Source organism: Bacteroides sp. AM54-2NS (assembly GCF_003602935.1).
GTDB classification, from domain to species: Bacteria; Bacteroidota; Bacteroidia; order Bacteroidales; family Bacteroidaceae; genus Bacteroides; species Bacteroides xylanisolvens.
The window spans coordinates 1-22,685 of record NZ_QTMZ01000005.1 but is presented as its reverse complement, the minus strand read 5'-3'; the positions used below and the strand labels follow the sequence as shown (position 1 = coordinate 22,685).

The window sequence follows — 22,685 nt, the reverse complement described above, 5'->3', positions numbered from 1 at the left end:
CTGTTGGAAACGGAACGTCCCGCTCGCTTCTCACGAGGGAGAGGCGGGCGGGACGGAAATTATTCTACTACAAAGTTTATAAACTGCTACTAACTTCTTTTATCATGCGGTGCACAATGGGGGCATCATCGGAATGTCTTCTTTTAAGGTCTTGAATACAACTTCAGCATCCATTTCAAAATAATGATGAGCTATCTTATTACGCATTTTCATTACTCCACTCCAATATATCTCAGGATATCCGGGGAGCAATTCACCTCTTGTTATTTTATCCAAACCTTTCACAGCTTCGTCCAATGCGATTAGGTTTATACAAATAGCATCCAAACGCAACATACCATCGGCGATAATAAAAAATCATCCGGGGTAGCAGCTACAGCTGCCCGTTGGGTAATCATCAACTGTTGAGCGCCAATTCTTTATCATACATAAATACTTTCTTTTAAGATTCTTTGTTTCAAGCGCGCGTTCATTCGCTCACGTATTCTTATTAAATCTACCGGGGAACCCAGTAGCTCTTCAAGCTCGCTCTGTATATGTTCCTAGGTAAGAAGTGATGGTGGCTCGCCTTCATAACAAACATCAACGTCGCTTTGCTCCGTTTGCTCTCCTCGCGCTACGGAACCGAATACACCGAGACGCTTGAAACCGTATTTACTCGCAAACTGTGTTTTATATATGCGGAGAAGTTCTAATATTTCAGCAGTTGATTTCATAACTCTATAATTTTTACTTTGCTATGCTTGCAAAGATAATCATAATTTCCGTTTCCAGCATGTCAAAGAGCGATATTTCAAGCAACAGGTCTGCATAAGCGGACGAAAGTTGCAAAGGATATTTTGATGTACTACGTTCCTGGTCTCCGGTTAAAAGGCGAAGAAGGGGCGGATAGAATAGGTTGCTGTTTTACCCATCGTACTAATAAGTACAGTTAATATATCCTTTTTATCATAATAATCACTCGAAATTAGTAGACCCCACAGATCATTATCCCCATTTAGAGCAGTTTCCGAAGTGCTACAATAGAAGTGAGACTGACTGTCCGGATTAGGAAAAAAGGTGCTATCATCTATATTCACTTTATCTAATTGATTATTTATCTTATCGAACATATTGGGGGCATCATTCATTTCGTTCCACCAGCCTGAACTACTACTAATATTTTCCCATGTAGTCGGAGACTTTCCACCAAGATTTGCCATTAAATCAAACCATTGACCAACACTTGGCATAAACCACGGGCTGCGGTTTATGTTGTTCGGTACGGCATGACTATTGCTGTAATCTTTTATCGCTTGAAATGCGGGATAATCACTGAGGGGCGTTTTTGCTAACATAATTTGTGTCTTTTCGTAGCCATTCATATCATTTCCGGCATCGTTCATGTCAATGGGTGAAGTAACAGATATATTGCTGTTTGCCCATCTATATGTTCCGGAAATATCCGCTAGCCCCATTACATACGCATGGTTCCACCCTTTTGCGTTGCACTTGGCATCTGTCAACCTTGCCGGGTCAGTGGTCACCACTATCCCTACGGCTTGCCGATAGTCCGGTATATTCCCAAAAACATCCACTGCCCCGTTACATGGATAAATTTCTATCTTGCCGTTATGCTGATATACAAAGTCACCGGGCTGTACGGTACGCTTCACTTTTGAAGCGTTAACGTGTATCTCCAATGTGTAACAGGTATTGGACTTGAAGCCACCGATGATGTTGGGGCCGTTTGCGTAAACAGGCTTCAGTCCATCTTCGTCCATAACGTATTCACCGGTTATATGAGAATAATCGGCGGTTGTAGCTTCTGTCAGTATGCGGTAGGTTCCGTCGCTCATTTCGCAGGCTTTTCCGCCGTTTATCAACATCTTGAAGTCCTCTCCGCCCACTTGTATTACATTCCTGTCTATTTCCCAATCATTGCTTTGTGCTTCGGTATAATAGCTGTATGCCGTCACTCCTGACGGGACCATGTATACGCCTTTAACCATGGGTTTCACCACCAGCAATGCGTATTCGTGTTTGAAGTTCAGCGCCAGTGCTCCGCGGTCGGCATCGGCTTGCGAAGGCAGGGCGGCGGCAGTCATCAGGTCGTTGGCTGTGAATACCTCCTTCGTAAGCATATGGGTTGCTAAGGGTTTATTGGTCTTGAGCCAGTTGCGGATGTCCTGCTCGTTGTTCACGGAGGCATCGGTCAGTGCGTCCGTATAAGGATAGTAGGCAAAGTAGGTCACCGCATCGGTATAGAGCAGTGGGGCGGAGGCCGCTGTAGGAGCTTCCCAGGTGCCGGTTCCGTCCGTCGCTGCGGTGTAGGTCATCTTGAGGTTGTAGATGTCCGTTGATATGTATTCAGTGCCAGATGCGTTTTTGCGCACGCAGAAGAGCCCGATGGCGTCGCCCGTCTGGAACTTGGTGCTCGTGCCCTCCATCACCGGGGTGCGGGTGGCGGGGCTGCCTCCGGGCTGTGCCGGGGCTTGGAAGCCGCTTGCCGTGGCGCGGACGGTGAGGGGCGTGCCGTCGGCGGCGGAGTTGCCGTTTCCGGCGTTTTTATCTATGTCTGCCTCCTCCGTGCAGCCGCCCCAAATTGAAAGGACGGCGCCGAGGAAGAGGGCTATGAAGGAATGTTTGCTTATATATCTCATGATTGTCTGACTGTAGTTAATAGTTGCTGATAATTAGAAAGCGAAAAAGTATAATGGCGATAATTCTTTAAGGGTTTTATCTACTGTGCCGAATTCAACGGTATTCCCGTTGAATCTGACCATCCATGCACCCAAGCCGGGTTCTGTGCTGCATGGAAAACGCACGCCATCGGGAAGGGATTTGCCGATTTTGTTCAACCGGGCGTTTATCTCTCCTAATATTGCTGTTCCGTCTTGGTTGCTGTTCCATCCTGCCGTTGTGTTATTATTAAAATCATCCGGCGATTTTCCGCCTATATTGGCTATCAGGTCATACCATTGGCCTGTGCTGGGGATAAACCACGGACTGCGGTTTACTCCTTGAGGGAGTGGGTTGTTATTCCGGTAGGTAACCAGTTCGTCAAATATCTCATAATCATTATATTTTGTCGACAGAATGTATTTTGTATCTTTACAGCCGTTCATGTAGTCTTTTGCCTGAGTAATGGTAGTGACATCCTCAAGATCCGCCAGCATTCTATTCTGCCAGCACCATCGAAGATTGTTGCCATGGGTTTCCGTCCCCATCACGTAAGCGTGTGTCCAGCCATCGCCGCTGCATCCTTCATCAGTCATTCTCGCGGGGATGCAAGTCGTCACTATTCCTACGGCGTTGGTGTAGTCCGGTATCTTGCCGCTCGCATCTACGGGTCCGTCGCCCGGATAAATCTCTATCTTGCCGTTGTGTTGGAAAACGTAGTCTCCGGGCTGCAACGCACGTTCTGTGGCATCGGCGGTTCCGGACAAGGGAACATTCACTGTACATTCGAACCGTTGGTTTGCCTTCAGGGATGCCAATCCGGCAAGAGAAGCATTATACTCCACCATCATCCCGTGGGTAGAGTAGCTGCCACGCATGTAGTCGTCAGAAACAGGTTTGGTGATGGCGCGGAATACGCCGTCGGCTATCTTATATGCCTTTACGTCGCGTATCATTACGTCGGCGGCACCGGGGTCGGCACTCGTAGCGGTTGCTTGCGGATGATAGTCAAAGGCGCTTCCGGCAGGCGCTACATACATCGCCTTGGTCAGATTAGCTTTCAACACTAGCAGCGAGTAGCTGTGGGTAAAGGTAAGCGACAGCAACTTCCGGCTGGGGTCGGCGGTATCGGTGGCCGTGCCGTCGGCGGTCATCAGGTCGCTGGCGGCGTATGCTTCGGGGGTGGACTGGTCGGCAGCGGGTTGCAGTTCCGTCTTCCCGGAAAAGGAGGCAAGGATAGTGGCCGCGCTTTGTGTGGGGTCTATCACGATGCCGTTTTTGTAGGGGTAGTAGGCGATATAGGTCACGTCCGCATAATAATATAAGGTGGTGGCGGCATCTGCCGGTTGCCACGTTGGCTTATGCGAAGCGTCGGCGGCGGGGGCGTATGTCAGCTTGGAATTGTTGATGCCGTCCACGATGGCGGCGGCCGGCGTACCGATGCCCCTTACGGCAAAGAGGCCGATGGCGTCGGTTTCCTCAAACCAAGTGTCATAATTATCCTGTTCCGAGGCGCGGGTGTCAGGCGAGGCGTCCGGCTGTCCGGTGAAGCCGCTTGCCGTTATCTCCAAGGCAAGGGGAATGTGACTGTCTGCCGTGGATGATCCGCCGGCACTGTCGGTTTCGTCGGTACAACCGCCCAGTGCTGCGAAACCGGCGCAGAGCAAGGCAAGGCGGGCGGGGGCTGCGCACCGGTAGAAAGAACGGACGAATAAGTGCTTGATGTATCTCATTGTTATCTTGTTTTAGTAGGATTTACGACTTGGAATCAACTCTTTTCCACGATTTCCGTTCCCCCGTCCTCCCATTGCACGTCGTTCTGCACGGTACTGTGGGTCACCACGGGCTTGCCGTCCACCGAGCCCGAGCCGCCGTTGCTCCAGTTGGGGGTACTTTCATTTTCGGCATACGTGATGACCACACTGCCGGTGACGGTACCCGTTCCGGCATCACCCCATGTGGGGTGTGAGGTGGCAGTGACGGTAAGTTTCTGTTTCTCTATTAGAAAAGTATAGCTGACGTAAGCCCCGAATTCCCATTTATCCATCGAGGGTAGCGTCTGGTTACTCAATGTCACCGTCTGCACAGGTGCATCGCCACTGCTGGCCGTTCCGGCGGTAGTATAGGTGATACTGAACTTATGGTCGCTTTCATTTATCCTGGCGGCGGGCAGGAGGAAGAAGTCGGCAAGCAGCTTTTTCTCGTCTTTTACGGCTGGTACGGTGAAGGGGAGAGTGGCCGAAGGAGATACGGTAATCGTCTCTATAGGGTTTATATAGCTCCAGCTGGCATACTTATTATAAGACGGCGTAGGGTCACGGTATATCAGTGTGGCTTTCTTGGTGGCCTGCATGGAGAAAACGGTCACCTGCTTCCCTTGTACGTTATCGCCGCTTTTCACGTATGCGGACACTCTTGTCAGGGCATGACTCATGTGGAGGCTCACTTTGCCGTTGTTCGTTCCGTAGGTCAGGTTCATCGACGGTGGGATAGAGACAAGTAAGTCCGTCTGGTCGTTATCCTTGGCGGACACGATGTAATCGAGGATGGGATAACCTTTATCCGTTGCTGGACGGAAGGATGGGTTACTGCCGGTTGCTTCCTTTACATACGGAGCGTAGGCGAAGAAAGTGAGCTTATCGCCCGGATTGTTGGGCCAGTACTTCACCGGGCTGTAGGTCCACGGCGAGGAGGCATTGCTTCGTTTTACTTCCTGGTTGTACATGAAGTTCGGCTTTTCGCTTATCGTCAGGTCATTGCTGCCAGTGTAGTAGGCAAAGATGCCCATAGACAGGAGGTTATTGGTGGCAAGCGCTCCGCTTCGCGTCTGTGTATCCTCCACCGTGGTGGAGAAACCGATGGAACGGTCTCCCAACGGCATGTCCGGGGCATTGTCGTCCGCACCGCATGCGGCGAGCAGCGTCAGGAGAAAGACGGTGACTCCGGCGCGTATCCCGTTTTTGTGAATGAATAGCCGTCCGGCTTTTATCGTTCGATTCTTCATATTTCTTCTTTTTTCATTTTCTTTGGTGACCGGGAAGGGACATTCAACCCTGCCCGGTCTGATGTGCCGGCTTTGGTTGCCGGAATCAGCGGTTGATTATTCTACTGTTGCTTCCGTTTTGATATCTTCCCATGGAGTGACCGTAGCATCACTAATCTCAATCTTATGCAGATTGATTTTCAGAGTATACAAATAAGACTCCTTACGTTTCATGTGTCCTGCCGGTAGCTCGATGAAAGCTTCCCCATGGCTGGCAATGAATTTGCCGGCATTAGTCGCATCTTTGGACACGATATCGTAATGGAAACCTATCTTGATGTCTCCTTTGGCACAACCCTTATTTTGGGTTAGATCTGTGCCGCTCTTTTCTCCTACCGGAATCAGATAAAGGTACTCTTTATCCTTGAAAAGCGGAACGGCCTTCTCTGCTGTCCCTTGTGACGCTTTTGTGATTCGGATACCTTGTGTACGTGCGTCATGTCCTGCGGCGGGGGTGGATATATCGATACCCGGACTTTCCAGGTTCAGCATCTTGTCGAGACTGAAGTCTGCCTGGGCAATAGTGGCATCCGCCTCATAGTTCCAGTGAAGTTCAGACCATTTGGCACTGGTGTAGAATTTGGAATTCGCATTAACGGGCGATGCCGGGTCTATCAGCGAAAGATTACTGCCGTCAGCACTGTGGTCCGTACCTACAATCCACATGTGGGTGATATAAACGAAACTGTTCGTACCGTCCATACCATCGAAGTCACCGGCTCCCAACTGTGCGCGGAAGGAGATACGCGAGAGCGTATGCTCGAAGGTAAAGCTGATCTTGCCTCCATTTTCGGCCGTATACGTTTTGTCACGCTGGTCGGCAACCACAAGATCCACCATCTTGTCGAGTTTGTCCGTTGTTTTGAGCTTAAACTTGATGTAGGGGATACCCGGAGCAGTGGCTGCCGAGGTGATTACTCCTGATTTGCTGCCGTTCTGCCAGTCGCTCTCATAAGGTGCATAAGCGAAGAAAGAAATTTTGTCATTCTGTCTGTTCGGCCAGTATTTCACCGGAGAGTACGTCCAGACATTGTTGGTTCCGTCAAACTTTACCATCTGGTTGTGCATGAAGCTGGGGGTTACCGTGGTCTTTACAGTTTCAAAGTTATCTTGTCCCGTAAAGTAGGCCATGATGCCGAATCCACCATATTTATTGGCATCTGTCGGATCATCCTTCATACTTTCCGTAGTCATGTCCACACCTCTGGTTGGTACTCCCGTGTACACACCGAATCCCACCTGCGGGTGAGCGTCCGGACTGATTTCTGTCACTTCATTTTGCGAGCAGCCTGCTATCGTCAGTGCCGCAAGCGATAACATCATAGCGTTAATCGTTTTCATTGTTTCTTAGCTTTAGTTTTTCATTGTTTATATATTAATAAATTTATTGCACATTCATTTTTATAGAGTCAATTGATGGGAATATCCGTATTGATTTCGTTCCCCCATCCGTCTACGTCCACATCAAAGCCGGAACCGGCTCCTCCTTCTGGTTTTACGTCCGGCACTTTTTCGGTACTGGCTTCCAGAATAAGCGTGATGCTCCCTGTTCCGTCGTCGTTTTCCGTTATTTTTACGTTGGTACAATCCCCTTCAAATTCAGTTTTTCCATCCACCAGTAATGCATCCAGATGCAGGTTGTTGTTATCAATAACGTTGAGACCGAATATTTCAAACTCACAACTCAACGTACCGTTGAAAGGAGAACCGGGCGAGAATTCCGGATTTGACGGTGTGAACTCCTGCGTCACCGTGTTGGCGGATGTTTTTCCTGTTGCAAGGAAAATAGATTCTGCCACCCCGCCCAAGCGGCAGGTGGCTGAACGTATGTTGTTCAGTCCTTCTATATGAAGCACGGCGGACACTTCGCGGGTCAGCTTTTTCGGAACGAAATGAAGGTGGTAAAGTCCGTCCGGCGTCTCTTCCGACGAGCGTGAAGGAGCCGTCCGCCCGTAGGTGGTCTGGCTATAATTTCCCAGCATATCTTCCGTAACAGTGAAACCTTCCAGCGTGGCTGCCGCCAATTCATCGGGTGAGGAAATGATTGTGCGTGTTTCCACACGTGTCTTTTTGTCCACACGCGTCTCCACTTTGCGGGCGTATGCTTCCAGTGTCTCATAACTGTTGCCACGGAAAGCAATGTTGCTGAAATCGTTGAACGAACGGTTGAAGACAATGATGTCATACACTCCCATCGGCAGGCGTACTGCGTCGCCCGAACGGTCACCCATCATGAAGATTTTCGGTTCGCCGCCATTCCGCGGATAGAACACGGCTGTGGCACCGTATTTTTGCTCTTTGTCGTCCAATCCCGAATCATTCCAGTCGGCAGTTAGGGTAATCTCCGATACTTCATAGTAGGTCAGGTCACGACGCTCGCAGGAGACAAGCAGGATGGAAACACATAAGAGACAGAAGAACAGTAGCTGTCCGCTGCTTGTTATTAACCACTTATCACTCATTTTATACCTCCTTTCCTCACTTTACGGTTCAACAGCCAGACGAGAGAGAGCTTGGCTTTTGTAGGGCCGAACCAGGTGTATTTGCCATTCTCCTGCCAGAGCAAGGTCTGGTAGTTGTCCCGTGCATGGTAATGCCGGTAATCGGTACGTAGCATACCAATACCTATATTGAATTCCAAGTGCAGATTGCGTGCAATCCGTGTTGCCCAGCCGTAACTGATGCCTGCAGCAATAAAGAATTCTCCTTGATAACCGTTCTCTTTCCACTGAGGTCGTATTTACCTCCTCCGGCATATAACCCGAAGAAATGCCCGGTCAGCACTTCGCTATTCTCGCGTTTCTGATGGCTTCCCAACCAGTAGCGGCCTTCCAGACCGCCCATAAGGATTTGCATGGAGTACTTGTCGCCGTCGAACAGCCACCACGGGAACATATATTCACCATTTATGGACCAACGTTTGCCGATGGGGACTTCTATTTCTATATTCGGCATCATGGCGACGTCGAACAGAAGATTCGTTTTCAAGGCAAATAGCGGGCGTTTATTTTTTGCAAGCTGTTCCTGCTGTCGGACTTGCTCCATAGTTCGCCTTGTTTCTTCTGTCAAGGGATTCGGCAGATTATGCGCATACGGTTCTTGCCGTTGGTATTCCGGCTTTACACAGACAGGCTCGGGTAGAGCCGGCAGGGTGTCGGCATATAATTTGACCGTACAGATGGAAGCATTGCGCAAATAGCGTAATATCTTTTGGCGGATGTAATGATAGGGAATACCATTATCCAGTTTTTTCAACTGCGCCTTGCGCTTTTCCGTTTCCGGTGTGCAATCAATGATTTGCAACACTTCTTTTTGTTTGGGCAGGTTCGCGTCTTCTGCTATCATACGGCGTAATTCCTGCCAGTTTTCACCTTGCGGACACGGAAGGATACGGCACTTGTCGAGGTGGGGATATTTCCATATCAGGTAATTCCTCACCGCATAAGAACGCCGCATTGCCAGGCGGTTGTTGTAGGATGGAACACCTTCGGGCGAAGCGAAAGACAGTATGTATATTGAATCTATCCGTCCGGTCGGAATACTGTCCGAGAAAAGTTCATCTAAACGGCGTAATGTGCGTCCATTGTCCATATAGCCACTGTCTACCAAAGCTTTGTCAAAGCGGAAATAAAGCAAGGCAGGCTTGACAGAAATTTCTTCGGTATGCCCCTTCTGTGCAAAGATATCAGCAGAAAGGGATAATAGCATACCGAAAAGAAAAGCGAGGCGTTTTAAATATGTAGGTTTATTTTTCATAAGTTGATGTGTGTCATTTTTATGTGTACTATACGGTTACCAGTCGGATATTTTGATTCCTGTCAGAAGCATCCGCGTAACCTGGTTGAGCACGCCTGTCTTTTGAGCGACTTGCATATTCTGCAAATAGAGGGATTCGGGAGTAGGGCGGATACAATAAATAGGTTCGCCCAATGCTTCAAGTATATCTAATAAGGAAAGGTCGTTCAAGGAGCGGCACAATACGTAGGATGATATTATGTTTGCTTCACAGTTCGGTAACAATCGTATAATATGTCCTTCCTCTAATTTATGGAACAGATTTTCCCATTCTTCCTCTGTAAACCGGAAGTTGGCTGAACGGAAGTAGATACCTGTAGAAATATCATGCAGGATCGCTATTGCTGCTTGTGTGGCTTGTGTTAACATACTTTGCGTTTTAATTTATCTGTTACTTACCAAGTAACGGCTGTTGTTCATAATTAAGCAGCGGTGAAAAGCGTTTTTTCGTAGGCTTGATTTATAATAGAAAGACTTTTCTGGCGGGAAAAGTGCATGAAAGAATGTTTCATTTTTGGAGTACAGAAATGAACTGGGGGCGTATGCCCTTAAGAAGCATAGTCGTGATAATATGTTGTTTTGTCAGGTTTTGTGTCAGTATATAGTTCTTTAATATTGAAAATAAAAGAAGATTTTACAATATATATTTGGATATATGAAGAAATATTCACTACTTTGCATCGTAAAACGTCCGTTACTTGGTAAGTAATAGTTTCTCTTCTAATCTGTTGTTATTTGGTCGTTTACGCTACTATCTTTTCTTTAGAACGTTTTACAACCAACATTATCAGTTCATCATTTGCGGCATCTACCTTTTCATTTTCGAAAGGTTTCAGATAAGTTTCTGTTACCTTGATGGACGAGTGTCCCAGGGCTTTGCTTATAATACCGATGGGAATGCCTGAGTAAAAGGCTAGTGTTGCCCAGGTGTGTCGTGCGGTGTACGAACTGATATTAGTGCCGGGGAGCAGCAATGCGGCCATTTTGGCTAGCTTGCGGTTGAATGTGCGTAAAGCCTGACGATAATTCTCGTATAGTTTCTTTTCGTTTTCTGTTGTTTCGTCAAGAATAGGAAAGAGATAACCGGAATCAGTTTTCTTGTTCCGGCATTTCTCAAACAGAGCAGTTGCTTCATGCGGAATGCGTACTACCATTTTCTTTCCGGTTTTGTGACGGCAGTAGGTGATACAGTGTTCCTTTAGGTCTTGTTTGCGCAGGTAGGCCATATCAATGAATGGCATTCCACGGAAAAGAAACATCAACAGAAAATAAGCGAGTACATTTTGTACGTCTTCGGGCAATTTTTCAAAATCTGTGCGCAGTAATGTATTCATTTGTTCTTCTGTAAGCGACCGTTTGGACTGTGCCTCCACCTTTGTATATACACTATCAAACAGTCTGGCATCATAAGTCAGGTGCTTTGCTTCCACGAGCCTGTTGTAAACCGCTTTGAGCACTCGCATATAGGTGGAAACCGTGTTCCAGCTTGCATTTCTGCTTCGCAGCCATGCTTCGTACTCTTTCAGCTTGCCTGCCGTAAAAACGTCTGTTACCAGCATTTCTTCTGTGCCCTGTCCGCCGGAAAACTTCGTAAAAGAGTTTAGCGTGGCATTATAGGTATGTACTGCCGGGCGTTTCTTGTCTGCCGTCAACCTTTCAATGACCGACTTCATGTATGGTGACAGATGCACCATCTCAACATTCTTTTCTTCTTTATCCATAAATTTAAATTTTAATTTCCGCATCCCGCGGTCTTTTTTGAAACAGACCTACTGGGGAAATGTTTATGGATGCAAGATAAAGAATTTTATGGGCGAAGAAAACAAAAGATGTTTCAACTAGTTCCATTTTTTGTTTCATACCTTGAAACGAATGGTTTCCCGTAGTGAAACAGTTTGTTTCTCGGTGTGAAACGAATCGTTTCACCATTTGAAACTTTTAGTTTCTAGCGCTTGAAACAAAAAGTTTCAGCAGGCTGGAAACTAGTTAGAACGCAGCTTTACCAATTATACTCATCCGTGTAACTATCAAAGACCGGTTCTTCGGTGATACCTTTCCGGCGAAAAAGCTGGCGGATATAGTTTTGGTCTGCGGGGCTTAGGAAGCGTTCTTCGCGATAAAAGCGATAGTAAAGCGTTTTTCCGAAATGTCCGATCAGTTGTTGCTTGATGTTTGTTCCGTCCTTATAAGGTACGTTGTCCAGCAGGTGGCTGATACCCCATGCCACATGTATCTTTTCTGCGTTTTGGAAGTGGGGACAGTCAATGCCGGTGGCCGGAATACACATTGGGTTTACGATGCTGATGTAGGACGTGTCAGCGGTAGTGAGAAGTGCAGCCACCCGACGCAGGCAGTTACAAGCTTTCGGACATTGCTCATTGTAGCAGCGGGCGTAGTTGAAAGGGACTGTTTTGTTTTTTAATTTATTGTCGTTCATTTTATATTGTATATTACATACATGATTGACAAAGGTAGTGCTTTTATTGTGGAAAGGTACAGTTTGAAAAAGAAAAAACGTGAAAGGATGGGTGAAGGGAACACCCTTCACCTATAAATTGCTAATAGATAGGATAATACAAGGAAAAGTGAAGGGTGAAGAGATTGTTCATTATAACTCTTCGCATACCCGCATTTCCATACCTTTATATACCACTACAATCTTGTGTAGTTGCGTGGAGCCAATAGCTTGCTTCACCGTGTCCGTGTCGGCATAGCGGTTGGCTTGGGCGATGGCTTCTTGACGCAATTCTTCCACACGGTTTTCGGAATCGCGATATTTGGCGTATTTCAACTCAACGATGTAGCTGTGCTTCATGTCGGAATATATGTCCAACATGGGACAGAGGAAAATATCAACGTAACCCGCTTGTGTATCTTGCTCGGAAATAGGACGGTAGAAGCGGTTTTGCGCAGTCATGGCCAAGGTGAAGCCGTGAACGAAGAATTCGCCCTTTTGCTTGTCACGTTGGGATGCATAACGTTTCAGGCAGTCGGCAATGTAACCGAAATAGGCTTGCCAGTTGCCCCGATAAGCCAGTTGGCTTGAAAGTTCGCTCTTCTCATAGCTGCTGAAACTCAAGTCTGCGTCGTTGTAGGTATTCAGTAAATAAGTGTATAGTTGCTCCTGAACCACTAGGTTGGGAATGGTCAGCTTGGTTTTTCCTTCATGCATTCCGCTAATGGTCAACATTCCAAAATAGTAGAGCAGGCTTATAAAATTGTCCGGATTGGTGATGTTGACGGCAGGGAAACCTTTCTTCACTTCACCAGTGATATAGCCTTGACTCACTAAAGTCTGAATGACGGAAGCATCGTGTGCAAACTCCTTATCCTTTCGAATGAGCATACGCAGCTTTTCATAGTCGATACGTATATTATCTTCTATCATTTCTCGTGGTGCTTTGCCGTTATCTATGTAATTCTTCACGAAGTAGAGCACCATGTTGGAGTTGTACATGGTAGTTTCACCGTAACAATCCTGCGCGAAGCAATAATTGTCGTACCACGGTTTCATTATTTCTATCAGTTCGTCAACAGTATGGCGGAAAGGGCTGTTCGTTGAATAGTAAGTCAGCATTTCGCGCACTTCTTCTTCGGTGAACCCCATCATTTGGTTAAATTGGGGTGTAAGTGAGTAGTTCGTGCCGATGTTGAAGCCACTCGTCAGGTCATCCATCGTTACGGGGCTTACGCCGGTGATGAAACAACGCTCTATGCTGGAGTAAGTTCCTGCCTTCACCTTATTGAAGAAAGCACGTAGATAACCTTCGCCATGCGTTTCATCAGTGTAACGGTGCAAACTTTTGGCATCGGAAAGGATGGCGTTGGTGAAGTGGTCGTATTCGTCGATGAAGAGATACATTTTCTGTCCGGCACGTTCGCAGGCTTGATAGAGGTAGTCCAACTGCTCTACGGCCCCATTCACTTGGCGTAGTTCTTCCAGAGTTTCCGGAGGCAGAAGGTCGGCATATATCTTGCAGAAGTTCATGAAAGTAATGCTGCAATGTGCATCCAATCCTTTTCGATAATCGTTCAGTTCGCCGGTGATGCCTGAAAAGTTAAGGTAAAGCACCAGATAGCTGTTGCGGTTTGCTGTGGGATGCTTCCCGATGTAGAGGTCGCCGAATAAGTCGTTGAACTTATCGCGGGTACGCACATCGTAGTAGTGTTGCAGTACGTTCAGCGTGAGGCTTTTGCCGAAGCGGCGGGGACGGATGAAGAAAAAGAACCGGTCTGCCTGCTCTATCATAGGAATGAAGCGGGTTTTGTCTACATAATAATAGTCTTCGCGGCGGATGACTGCGAAGTTCATCATACCGTAAGGCAAACGCTTTCTGTTGGGTACTATATATTCCATTGGATCCATTTCCTGTCCTCCTGCTGATTTCTTATATTATAACTTGCTTATTAATAGCGTTAACGACACAAAGATAGTAAAAGTTCTTGTTGGGTACGAGGCATCCTCAAAAAAGTATTGGAAAAACTCATTCACACTAAGAACTGCAGCTCTGGCAAAGCTATTCTGAAACAGCAGTGAAGGGGCGGAAATAATTCTCGAGGTTAGCTTGTATTTACTGAAAGATACTGTATTTTTGTGCAGAACTAAAAAAATAGATTATGTTGGACATTATTTTGATTGTAATTAGTGCCCTTTGTATGATAGCCGGGTTAGCAGGTTGTATTCTGCCGTTTCTTCCCGGTCCTCCCATTGCTTATGTGGGGTTGGTCATTCTGCACTTCACGGATAAGGTACAATATTCTACGACACAATTAATCGTATGGTTATTGATTGTAGCTGTTTTGCAGGTATTGGACTATTTCACTCCGATGCTGGGAAGTAAATATAGTGGCGGTAGTAAATGGGGGAATTGGGGGTGTATTATAGGAACTTTTGTCGGTCTTCTTTTCTTGCCTTGGGGCATTATTCTCGGTCCGTTTCTAGGGGCGGTGATTGGTGAACTATTAGGAAATAAAGAGTTCTCGCAGGCACTCAAATCAGGTGTGGGCTCTTTACTCGGATTTATATTCGGAACTTTACTGAAGTTCGTTGTCTGCGGTTATTTTTGCTATCAATTTATCATAGGTCTTATTCGGTAACCTATTTGATGTTGTAAAACATTCGTAAGAATAACCTATCTATTGCCTTTACATAGAGTACTAAATCGATGTGTGTTCGTCTTTATTGAAGTAGCACATTGAGGTAGTACCATGAAAAAGACTTTTATTTATCTTTCTTTTATCATTTTCTTGGGGTGGTTTCCCTCGCTTTTTGCGGGAGAAATTTATGTATCCCTGCAGGGGAATGATAAGAATCCCGGGACAAAGGAAGCTCCGTTTTATACATTAAACCGGGCAATCAAGCAGGCTCGTGAATGGCGTAGACTGAATCGGCCGGAAGTAGCCGGAGGAATTTATATTCGTTTGGAAGAGGGTGTTTATGCCCAGCGCAATTCTCTGTTTCTTCGTCCGGAAGATAGTGGGACACCCGATTCTCCAACGGTGATTTGTGCAGTAGATGGTGCTCACCCTGTAATTAGTGGTGGAGTTGCTGTTACGGGGTGGAAGCGTGGATGTAATCATCCGGCAATTCCTGAAAAGCTAAAGCAGAAGATATGGTCGGCAGAGGCTCCCCTAATAGGAAATAGAAGAGTAGAAACTCGGCAGATGTGGGTGAACGGTCATAAAGTTCAAAGAGCTGCGCAATTTCCTGACGGAGAATTGGAACGAATGATTGACTTCAATCCGGAAGAACAAACAATAACGATCCCCGTTTCTCAAAGTGTAAATCCGAAAAGACTACAAAATGCCGGTCAACTGGAAATGATTGTCCATCAACGCTGGGCGATTGCTATTTTGCGCGTGAAAAGTATAGACGTGAAAGACGGACAAGCTGTAGTTCGCTTCCATGAACCTGAAAGTCACTTGGAGTTTGCGCATCCCTGGCCGCAACCCGTCATCGGAGGAGAGAAAGGAAATTCTTCCTTCTGCCTGACCAATGCACTGGAATTGCTGGACCAACCCGGTGAATGGTTTCAGGAATATCCTTCCGGCACGATTTACTATTATCCGCAGGCGGACGAAAATATGGAAACAGCTGAAGTGATTATCCCTGCTTTGGAAACTTTAGTGACCATAGACGGTACATTGTCCCGTCCGGTAAAACATATACAATTTAACGGAATTACTTTTGAGCATACCTCCTGGATGCGTCCTTCTTATCAGGGACACGTCACTCTGCAAGGGGGATTTCCTTTATTGGATGCCTATAAACTACAAGAACCGGGGCTTCCGGAAAAAGCAGAACTGGAAAATCAAGCTTGGATCACCCGTCCCGAAACAGCGATACGTGTAAGAGGTGCCGAGCATATTGATTTCAAGCATTGCACCTTCCGTCATTTATCGTCCACCGGACTGGATTATGAATGGGCAGTCACAGCATCGAGCGTCGAAGATTGTCAATTTACGGATATTGGAGGAACGGCTTTACTGGTTGGCGCATTTCCGGACGGAGGATTTGAGACGCACATCCCTTTTATTCCTGCTGACGTACGGGAATTATGTTCCCATATAACTATCAGAAACAATTTCATAAGTAATGTGACTAATGAAGACTGGGGATGTGTAGGTATCGGCGCCGGATATGTCAGAAACATGGATATTTCTCATAATGAAGTCTGCCATCTGAACTATTCAGGGATTTGTGTAGGCTGGGGATGGACATCGCTGGAGAGCGGAATGTACAACAACCGGATAGAAGCAAACTATGTACATCACTTTGCCCGTCGGCTATACGATGCAGGCGGTCTGTATACTCTTTCCAACCAGCCGGGTTCCGTCATGCGAAATAACCGGATCGAACATTTAATCGAAGCCCCCTACGCTACGAATGACCGTGCTTTTTATATCTATCTGGATGAAGCTACGGACGGATATACAATGGAAAACAACTGGTGTCCCACTGAACGTTTGATTCGAACCGCCCCGGGAAAAAGAACGTGTGGAAGAATAACGGCCCTCAAGTGGCGGACAGTATTAAATACAAAGCCGGAAGAATAAAGCAAGATTGAAACAAATCAATGGATTAACATAGTCATTAATGTACTAGTATAGCAATCAATAAACTAGTGTAATAATCATTAGAACTAGACTAGTATGGTAATCATTCAAACTAATATGATAATTATAGTAATCAATAAACGATATTTAATCAATAAAATAGATGAAACCAACGAACTACCACTTATTTGATTTCCTTGATTTCGATACCGAGTTATTAAGGAATGAGTCGCTTTGGAAAGCATACAAGCCAACGGCTGTTTATGAAAAGGAAGGAGATATTTACGTAACAGTTCCCTTTCAGAAGCAAAAGCTGGCTAACGATATGATGGCGGATACCGATGTTCCCCAGGAGGAATATACGTTAATCATCCGTCAGTATAACATCGGTATCACCCGCCTGTTTCTTGGCTTCGGTGATTATGTACTGACAGATGAGTCGGAAATGCTACAATTCAGTGACCGGATTCAGAAAGTGCCCCTGTTTATAAAAGAACAAAAAGGAAAATGGATTCTTTCGACGGAAGACGGAACGAAGCGTGCCGTTATCAATGTGGAAGAGCCTCTATTAGACCGATGGAGCGAATTGCTACCCGATCCTCAAGAAACGCTTGACATCACTTTATACCCTGACGGAAAGCGTGAAATCCGCTTGTCAGCCTACGACCATTTTTCGCCTCCCCGCTACGATGCGTTACCTGTTGCCTTTTGCAAACGCGACGGTCGGAAAGAACGTGCAACGCTTTCTTTTGAATGTAAACCCGATGAATGTTTTGCCGGAACCGGAGAACGTTTCTTTAAAATGGACTTAAGCGGACAGACTTTCTTCCTGAAAAACCAGGACGGGCAAGGAGTCAATAACCGGCGTACTTATAAGAATATCCCCTTCTATCTATCCAGCCGCATGTATGGAACATTCTACCATACATGTGCTCATAGCAAGCTCTCGCTGGCCGGACATTCCACCCGTTCCGTACAGTTTCTAAGCGACCAGGCATTGCTGGATGTATTTGTAATAGGCGGTGATACGATGGAAGATATTCTTCGCGGTTATCGTGACCTGACCGGCTATCCGTCTATGCCTCCTCTTTGGAGTTTTGGCGTTTGGATGAGCCGTATGACTTATTTCAGTGCCGATGAAGTAGACGAAATATGCGACCGCATGCGTGCCGAACACTATCCCTGTGATGTAATTCATCTGGATACGGGCTGGTTCCGTACCGATTGGCTCTGCGAATGGAAATTCAATGAAGAACGGTTCCCCGATCCGAAAGGATTCATCGGGCGGTTGAAAAAGAACGGCTATCGTGTCTCTTTATGGCAACTTCCATACGTTGCAGAAAATGCAGAGCAGATTGATGAAGCCAGAGCCAATGATTATATAGCCCCATTGACCAAACAACAAGCGACCGATGGTTCCAACTTCTCCGCCCTGGATTATGCCGGAACAATCGACTTTACTTATCCGAAAGCAACCGAATGGTACAAAGGACTATTGAAACAACTCCTGGATATGGGAGTAACCTGTATCAAAACCGATTTCGGTGAAAACATTCACATGGACGCCCTCTATAAAGGTATGAAGCCGGAATTGTTAAACAACCTGTATGCCCTGCTTTATCAAAAGGCCGCTTACGAAATTACGAAAGAAGTGACAGGTGACGGCATAGTCTGGGCACGTTCCGCATGGGCGGGATGCCAGCGTTATCCTTTGCATTGGGGAGGCGATTCATGCAGTTCTTGGGATGGAATGGCAGGTTCTCTGAAAGGTGGTCTACATTTCGGCCTGTCGGGATTTGCTTTTTGGAGCCATGATGTTCCCGGCTTCCATACATTGCCCAATTTTATGAACTCGGTAGTAGCAGATGATGTGTACATGCGTTGGACTCAATTCGGCGTATTCACATCGCATATCCGTTATCACGGAACCAATAAGCGTGAACCCTGGCACTATCCGGCCATAGCTCCGTTGGTGAAAAAGTGGTGGAAATTGCGTTATTCGCTCATTCCATACATCGTAGAACAAAGTAAACTAGCCATAGAAAGCGGCTATCCGCTCTTGCAGGCACTCATTCTGCATCATCCGGAAGATAAACTTTGTTGGCATATAGATGATGAATACTATTTCGGCAATGATTTCCTGGTAGCTCCGGTGATGAACAGCGAGAACCGTCGGGATATCTATCTTCCCGAAGGAAAATGGGTGAACTTCTTTACGGGAGAACGTCTGGAAGGAGCATGCTGGCTGAAAGACGTATACGTTCCATTGGAAGAAATGCCCGTATATGTGCGTGCAAATGCCGTGATCCCCATCTATCCGGAAGACGTGGACTGTACGGATGAAATGGATTTAAGCAAGAGCATGGCTTTACGCATAGATAATGATTATAAAGGATTTTGGAATAGATAAATAGAAATAACTCAAGTTTTGTAAGTAGCCTGAAAGGCTTACATAATATTGCGTAGAGTGATACCTTACGCTATATAGCAAGAGGCTTTCAACCTAATAAATTACTTCCGAAACTTGAGTAGAATAAATAAAAAATGGCAGAGTATGAAAACATGGAAGAGTAATTTAGAAGAAACAAAACAACGTTATATAAATTGGTGGAACCATAAAGGAATCATTCTCAATATGTGGGAACACTTCCAGGAAGGAGTACAACCACATGCAGAGATAACACCTCCCGCACCGGCAAAAGATTTGTCGCAAAAGTGGTTCGACCCTCAATGGAGAGCTGAATATCTGGACTGGTACGTAGCGCACAGCAGCCTGAAAGCGGATATTCTTCCGGTTGCGAATACCCAACTGGGTCCCGGTTCTCTAGCTGCCATTTTAGGCGGAGTGTTTGAAGGTGGGGAAGATACCATTTGGATTCATCCCAACCCGGATTTCACCGATGAAATAGTCTTTAACCCCGAACACCCGAACTGGATTCTTCATAAAGAACTCCTGAAAGCCTGTAAAGCGAAAGCCAACGGACACTACTTTGTCGGTATGCCCGACCTGATGGAAGGATTGGATGTTCTGGCCGCATTGAAAGGAACGGATAGGGTATTATTGGACACAGTGATGCAGCCTGAAATCCTGGAACAACAGATGCAGCAAATTAACGACATCTACTTCAAAGTATTTGATGAACTATACGACATCATCCGTGAAGGCGACGAGATGGCTTTCTGTTATTTCTCGTCCTGGGCTCCCGGAAAGATGAGTAAACTGCAAAGTGATATTTCAACCATGATTAGTCAGGATGATTATCGCCGGTTTGTGCAACCTTTTATTCGTGAACAATGTCAGAAGATTGATTATACCCTTTATCATCTGGATGGAGTGGGAGCCATGCATCACCTGCCTGCCTTGCTTGAAATTGAAGAATTGAATGCGATTCAATGGACTCCCGGAGTGGGCGAACCACAAGGAGGATCTCCCAAATGGTACGATCTGTATAAGAAGATTCTGGCAGGCGGAAAGAGCGTGATGGCTTGCTGGGTGACATTAGACGAACTAAAACCCCTATTGGATCATATCGGCGCGGACGGTGTACATTTGGAAATGGATTTTCATAACGAAAAGGAAGTGGAACAGGCCATGCGGATTGTTGAAGAATATACCGGTTCTTCTACCGCTGTAAATACCAATGAACATCAACAGGATGCCGACTTGGCAGCTACCGGACAGGAACGTATTTGTATACGGGAAGAACAACATCGGGAAGAGGATAAACTGAAACCTCTGTATGAAGCCATTGTTGCCGGGAAACTGGAACCTGCGGTTGAAATCACCCGGCAAGCCATTGCGGAAGGAATAGCACCCCAAATGATTATCAATAATTATATGATTAAGGCAATGGGCGAAGTGGGACAACGTTTCCAGGATGGAAAAGCTTTTGTTCCTCAACTGTTGATGGCAGGACGTGCCATGAAAGGGGCTTTGGAACTACTGAAACCTTTATTGGCAGGAAGTGCTTCCACTACAATCGGTAAGATTGTCATCGGTACAGTGAAAGGAGATCTCCATGATATTGGTAAAAACCTGGTGGCTTCCATGCTGGAGGGTTGCGGCTTTGAAGTCATTAATATTGGTATTGATGTGACTTGTGACAAGTTTGTGGAAGCTGTGAAGGAAAACCATGCTGACATCTTGTGCATGAGCGCATTGCTGACTACTACCATGACGTATATGAAAGAGGTTATTCAGGCATTGGAAGAGGCCGGTATTCGTAATCAAGTGAAAGTGATGATTGGCGGAGCACCCGTCAGTCAGGGGTTTGCTGACGAAATCGGTGCGGACGGATATAGTGATAATGCGAATACAGCCGTAGCAGTTGCCAAAGAACTGATTGGAAATAAAAAATAGAATAAAAAGGCACGGATTACACGGATCAACACGGCTCTTAATTACATAGCCTATCAAAACCGTGAAATCCATGTAATCCTTGCCTAAAGAAAATTAGATTTAACTTACGTTACTTATTTAATACTTGAATTATGCATGTGAAATTCTTAGAGACATTAGATTGGAGTATTCTGATTGCCTACTTCCTGATTTTGATAGCTATTGGTATATGGGCAAGTTCAAAACGAAAAAAGGGGAGTAGTCTTTTCCTTGCGGAGAATTCGTTGAGATGGTATCATATCGGCTTCTCCATGTGGGGGACAAATGTCGGACCTTCCATGTTGATAGCTTCCGCAAGTGCCGGATTTACTACTGGTATTGTTTCGGGGAATTATGCCTGGTATGCATTTGTCTTTATATGTCTGCTTGCTTTTGTCTTTGCTCCCCGATATTTGGGTAGTCGCATCACGACATTGCCCGAATTTATGGGAAAACGTTTCGGACAATCTACCCGTAACATCCTTGCCTGGTATACCATTATTACCATTCTTATTTCATGGCTTGCATTGACTTTATTTGCCGGTGGAGTTCTGATCCGTCAGGTCTTCGATATTCCTATGTGGCAATCGGCATTGCTGTTACTTGTCATCTCCGCTTTCTTCACGATGCTCGGCGGACTGAAAGCTGTGGCCTACACGAATGTATATCAAATGATACTGTTGATTGTAGTATCAGCCACACTGGCTATCATGGGAATCTATAAAGTGGGCGGTGTAGGAGCACTGGTGGACGCCGTTCCGGCGGATTACTGGAATCTTTTCCATCCAAATGATGACCCGGCTTTTCCCTGGCTACCTATTATCCTGGGTTATCCTATTATGGGAGTTTGGTTTTGGTGTACGGATCAGTCGATGGTGCAACCGGTTCTTGCTGCCAAGAATCTCAAAGAAGGACAGATGGGAACCAACTTTACCGGATGGTTGAAAATATTAGATGTACCTCTTTACATTCTTCCCGGCATTATCTGCCTCGCTTTATTCCCACAATTGGAGAATCCCGATGAGGCTTATATGACAATGGTGACTCATTTGTTCCCGACAGGAATGGTCGGCTTGGTATTGGCTGTATTGACAGCAGCATTGGTAAGTACTGTCGGCTCTGCATTGAATGCATTAAGTACGGTATTCACGATGGATATCTATGTGAAGAAAATCCGACCGCAGGCCAAGCAGAAAGAGATTATCAGAGTGGGACAAGTGGTTACGGTAGTCGGTGCACTGATCTCTGTGATAATAACCATAGCGATCGACAGTATCAAGGGGCTGAATCTATTTAATGTTTTCCAGTCTGTACTGGGATTTATAGCTCCTCCAATGGCAGCTGTATTTCTCTTTGGCGTGTTCTGGAAACGCACCACTACTCTGGCAGCTAATATGGCTCTGACATTGGGAACAGTGTTCAGTATCGGAGTAGGAATCTTGTATTTATGGGTGTTTCCGGCAGAACAATATGATGCATGGCCTCATTTTATGCTGCTTTCCTTCTACTTATTCGTTATCATCGGAATAGGCATGATAGTAGTCAGCCTGTGGGATAAGTCTCCGCAATTGGGCATCTTGAATATGGAAAAGATAGAGGACAAACCTGCACGAATTGTTCTTATTCTATGGGGATTACTTATTGTGACCATGATTGGGCTTTACATCTTCTTCAATGGCCACTAGTTTTTATTCACCACAGAGGACGCAGAGGACGCAGAGATTATTATCTAATAATAAAAAGACTCCGTGT

General features: G+C 46.1%; 14 protein-coding genes and 3 pseudogenes. 5 read left to right on the top strand and 12 right to left on the bottom strand.

All coding sequences use genetic code 11. From position 1 onward, the window contains the following. Positions 1-102: 102 nt before the first annotated feature. From DXA05_RS04345 to DXA05_RS04290, 12 genes and pseudogenes are all read right to left on the bottom strand, one after another. A complete protein-coding gene (locus DXA05_RS04345) occupies positions 103-336 on the bottom strand; it encodes a HepT-like ribonuclease domain-containing protein (RefSeq protein ID WP_284515411.1) in 234 nt (77 codons plus the stop codon). 86 nt (positions 337-422) lie between these two features. Beyond that, a pseudogene (locus tag DXA05_RS27050) lies at positions 423-716 on the bottom strand (nucleotidyltransferase family protein). Between the two features lie 150 nt (positions 717-866). Continuing rightward, positions 867-2,642: a fimbrillin family protein gene (locus DXA05_RS04335; RefSeq protein ID WP_128858829.1), complete on the bottom strand. Its 1,776-nt coding sequence runs from the start codon at positions 2,640-2,642 to the stop codon at positions 867-869. Positions 2,643-2,675: 33 nt separating this feature from the next. Beyond that, a complete protein-coding gene (locus tag DXA05_RS04330; protein WP_128858828.1) occupies positions 2,676-4,394 on the bottom strand; it encodes a fimbrillin family protein in 1,719 nt (572 codons plus the stop codon). Positions 4,395-4,429: 35 nt separating this feature from the next. Then, positions 4,430-5,542, bottom strand: a complete 1,113-nt coding sequence (locus DXA05_RS04325) for a fimbrillin family protein (protein ID WP_258998954.1) — start codon at positions 5,540-5,542, stop codon at positions 4,430-4,432. Between the two features lie 219 nt (positions 5,543-5,761). Then, a complete protein-coding gene (locus DXA05_RS04320; RefSeq protein WP_008021867.1) occupies positions 5,762-7,045 on the bottom strand; it encodes a fimbrillin family protein in 1,284 nt (427 codons plus the stop codon). Positions 7,046-7,113: 68 nt separating this feature from the next. Continuing rightward, positions 7,114-8,166, bottom strand: a complete 1,053-nt coding sequence (locus tag DXA05_RS04315) for a DUF5119 domain-containing protein (RefSeq protein WP_128858826.1) — start codon at positions 8,164-8,166, stop codon at positions 7,114-7,116. Next, a pseudogene (locus DXA05_RS27045) lies at positions 8,163-8,659 on the bottom strand (DUF3575 domain-containing protein). Before DXA05_RS27045 ends, DXA05_RS04315 begins: the two are co-directional and overlap by 4 nt. 837 nt (positions 8,660-9,496) lie before the next feature. After that, a complete protein-coding gene (locus DXA05_RS04305; protein ID WP_004314687.1) occupies positions 9,497-9,868 on the bottom strand; it encodes a hypothetical protein in 372 nt (123 codons plus the stop codon). 374 nt (positions 9,869-10,242) lie between these two features. After that, entirely contained in the window at positions 10,243-11,220 is a 978-nt protein-coding gene (locus DXA05_RS04300) for a tyrosine-type recombinase/integrase (protein WP_165861470.1), read from the bottom strand. Between the two features lie 278 nt (positions 11,221-11,498). Continuing rightward, complete coding sequence (locus DXA05_RS04295) at positions 11,499-11,936, bottom strand: DUF6078 family protein (protein ID WP_004319314.1); 438 nt, start codon at positions 11,934-11,936, stop codon at positions 11,499-11,501. Positions 11,937-12,107: 171 nt separating this feature from the next. After that, entirely contained in the window at positions 12,108-13,865 is a 1,758-nt protein-coding gene (locus DXA05_RS04290; protein ID WP_128858824.1) for an AAA family ATPase, read from the bottom strand. Positions 13,866-14,116: 251 nt separating this feature from the next. Between DXA05_RS04290 and DXA05_RS04285 the strand changes: the two genes are divergently transcribed. From DXA05_RS04285 to DXA05_RS04265, 5 genes and pseudogenes are all read left to right on the top strand, one after another. Then, positions 14,117-14,596, top strand: a complete 480-nt coding sequence (locus DXA05_RS04285; protein ID WP_128858823.1) for a DUF456 domain-containing protein — start codon at positions 14,117-14,119, stop codon at positions 14,594-14,596. A 111-nt stretch (positions 14,597-14,707) separates the two neighbouring features. Continuing rightward, a pseudogene (locus DXA05_RS04280) lies at positions 14,708-16,566 on the top strand (right-handed parallel beta-helix repeat-containing protein). Between the two features lie 152 nt (positions 16,567-16,718). Continuing rightward, complete coding sequence (locus DXA05_RS04275) at positions 16,719-18,965, top strand: alpha-xylosidase (RefSeq protein WP_128858822.1); 2,247 nt, start codon at positions 16,719-16,721, stop codon at positions 18,963-18,965. Between the two features lie 144 nt (positions 18,966-19,109). Then, positions 19,110-20,915, top strand: a complete 1,806-nt coding sequence (locus DXA05_RS04270; protein ID WP_128858821.1) for a corrinoid protein — start codon at positions 19,110-19,112, stop codon at positions 20,913-20,915. Positions 20,916-21,046: 131 nt separating this feature from the next. Beyond that, positions 21,047-22,618: a sodium:solute symporter gene (locus DXA05_RS04265; RefSeq protein ID WP_128858820.1), complete on the top strand. Its 1,572-nt coding sequence runs from the start codon at positions 21,047-21,049 to the stop codon at positions 22,616-22,618. Positions 22,619-22,685: the final 67 nt, after the last annotated feature.

Bases quoted from the DNA above. Each gene is read 5' to 3' on its own strand.
- DXA05_RS04345 (WP_284515411.1), bottom strand. From the start codon at position 336: ATGTTGCGTTTGGATGCTATTTGTATAAACCTAATCGCATTGGACGAA.
- DXA05_RS04335 (WP_128858829.1), bottom strand. From the start codon at position 2,642: ATGAGATATATAAGCAAACATTCCTTCATAGCCCTCTTCCTCGGCGCC.
- DXA05_RS04330 (WP_128858828.1), bottom strand. From the start codon at position 4,394: ATGAGATACATCAAGCACTTATTCGTCCGTTCTTTCTACCGGTGCGCA.
- DXA05_RS04325 (WP_258998954.1), bottom strand. From the start codon at position 5,542: ATGCCGTTGGGAGACCGTTCCATCGGTTTCTCCACCACGGTGGAGGAT.
- DXA05_RS04320 (WP_008021867.1), bottom strand. From the start codon at position 7,045: ATGAAAACGATTAACGCTATGATGTTATCGCTTGCGGCACTGACGATA.
- DXA05_RS04315 (WP_128858826.1), bottom strand. From the start codon at position 8,166: ATGAGTGATAAGTGGTTAATAACAAGCAGCGGACAGCTACTGTTCTTC.
- DXA05_RS04305 (WP_004314687.1), bottom strand. From the start codon at position 9,868: ATGTTAACACAAGCCACACAAGCAGCAATAGCGATCCTGCATGATATT.
- DXA05_RS04300 (WP_165861470.1), bottom strand. From the start codon at position 11,220: ATGGATAAAGAAGAAAAGAATGTTGAGATGGTGCATCTGTCACCATAC.
- DXA05_RS04295 (WP_004319314.1), bottom strand. From the start codon at position 11,936: ATGAACGACAATAAATTAAAAAACAAAACAGTCCCTTTCAACTACGCC.
- DXA05_RS04290 (WP_128858824.1), bottom strand. From the start codon at position 13,865: ATGGATCCAATGGAATATATAGTACCCAACAGAAAGCGTTTGCCTTAC.
- DXA05_RS04285 (WP_128858823.1), top strand. From the start codon at position 14,117: ATGTTGGACATTATTTTGATTGTAATTAGTGCCCTTTGTATGATAGCC.
- DXA05_RS04275 (WP_128858822.1), top strand. From the start codon at position 16,719: ATGAAACCAACGAACTACCACTTATTTGATTTCCTTGATTTCGATACC.
- DXA05_RS04270 (WP_128858821.1), top strand. From the start codon at position 19,110: ATGAAAACATGGAAGAGTAATTTAGAAGAAACAAAACAACGTTATATA.
- DXA05_RS04265 (WP_128858820.1), top strand. From the start codon at position 21,047: ATGCATGTGAAATTCTTAGAGACATTAGATTGGAGTATTCTGATTGCC.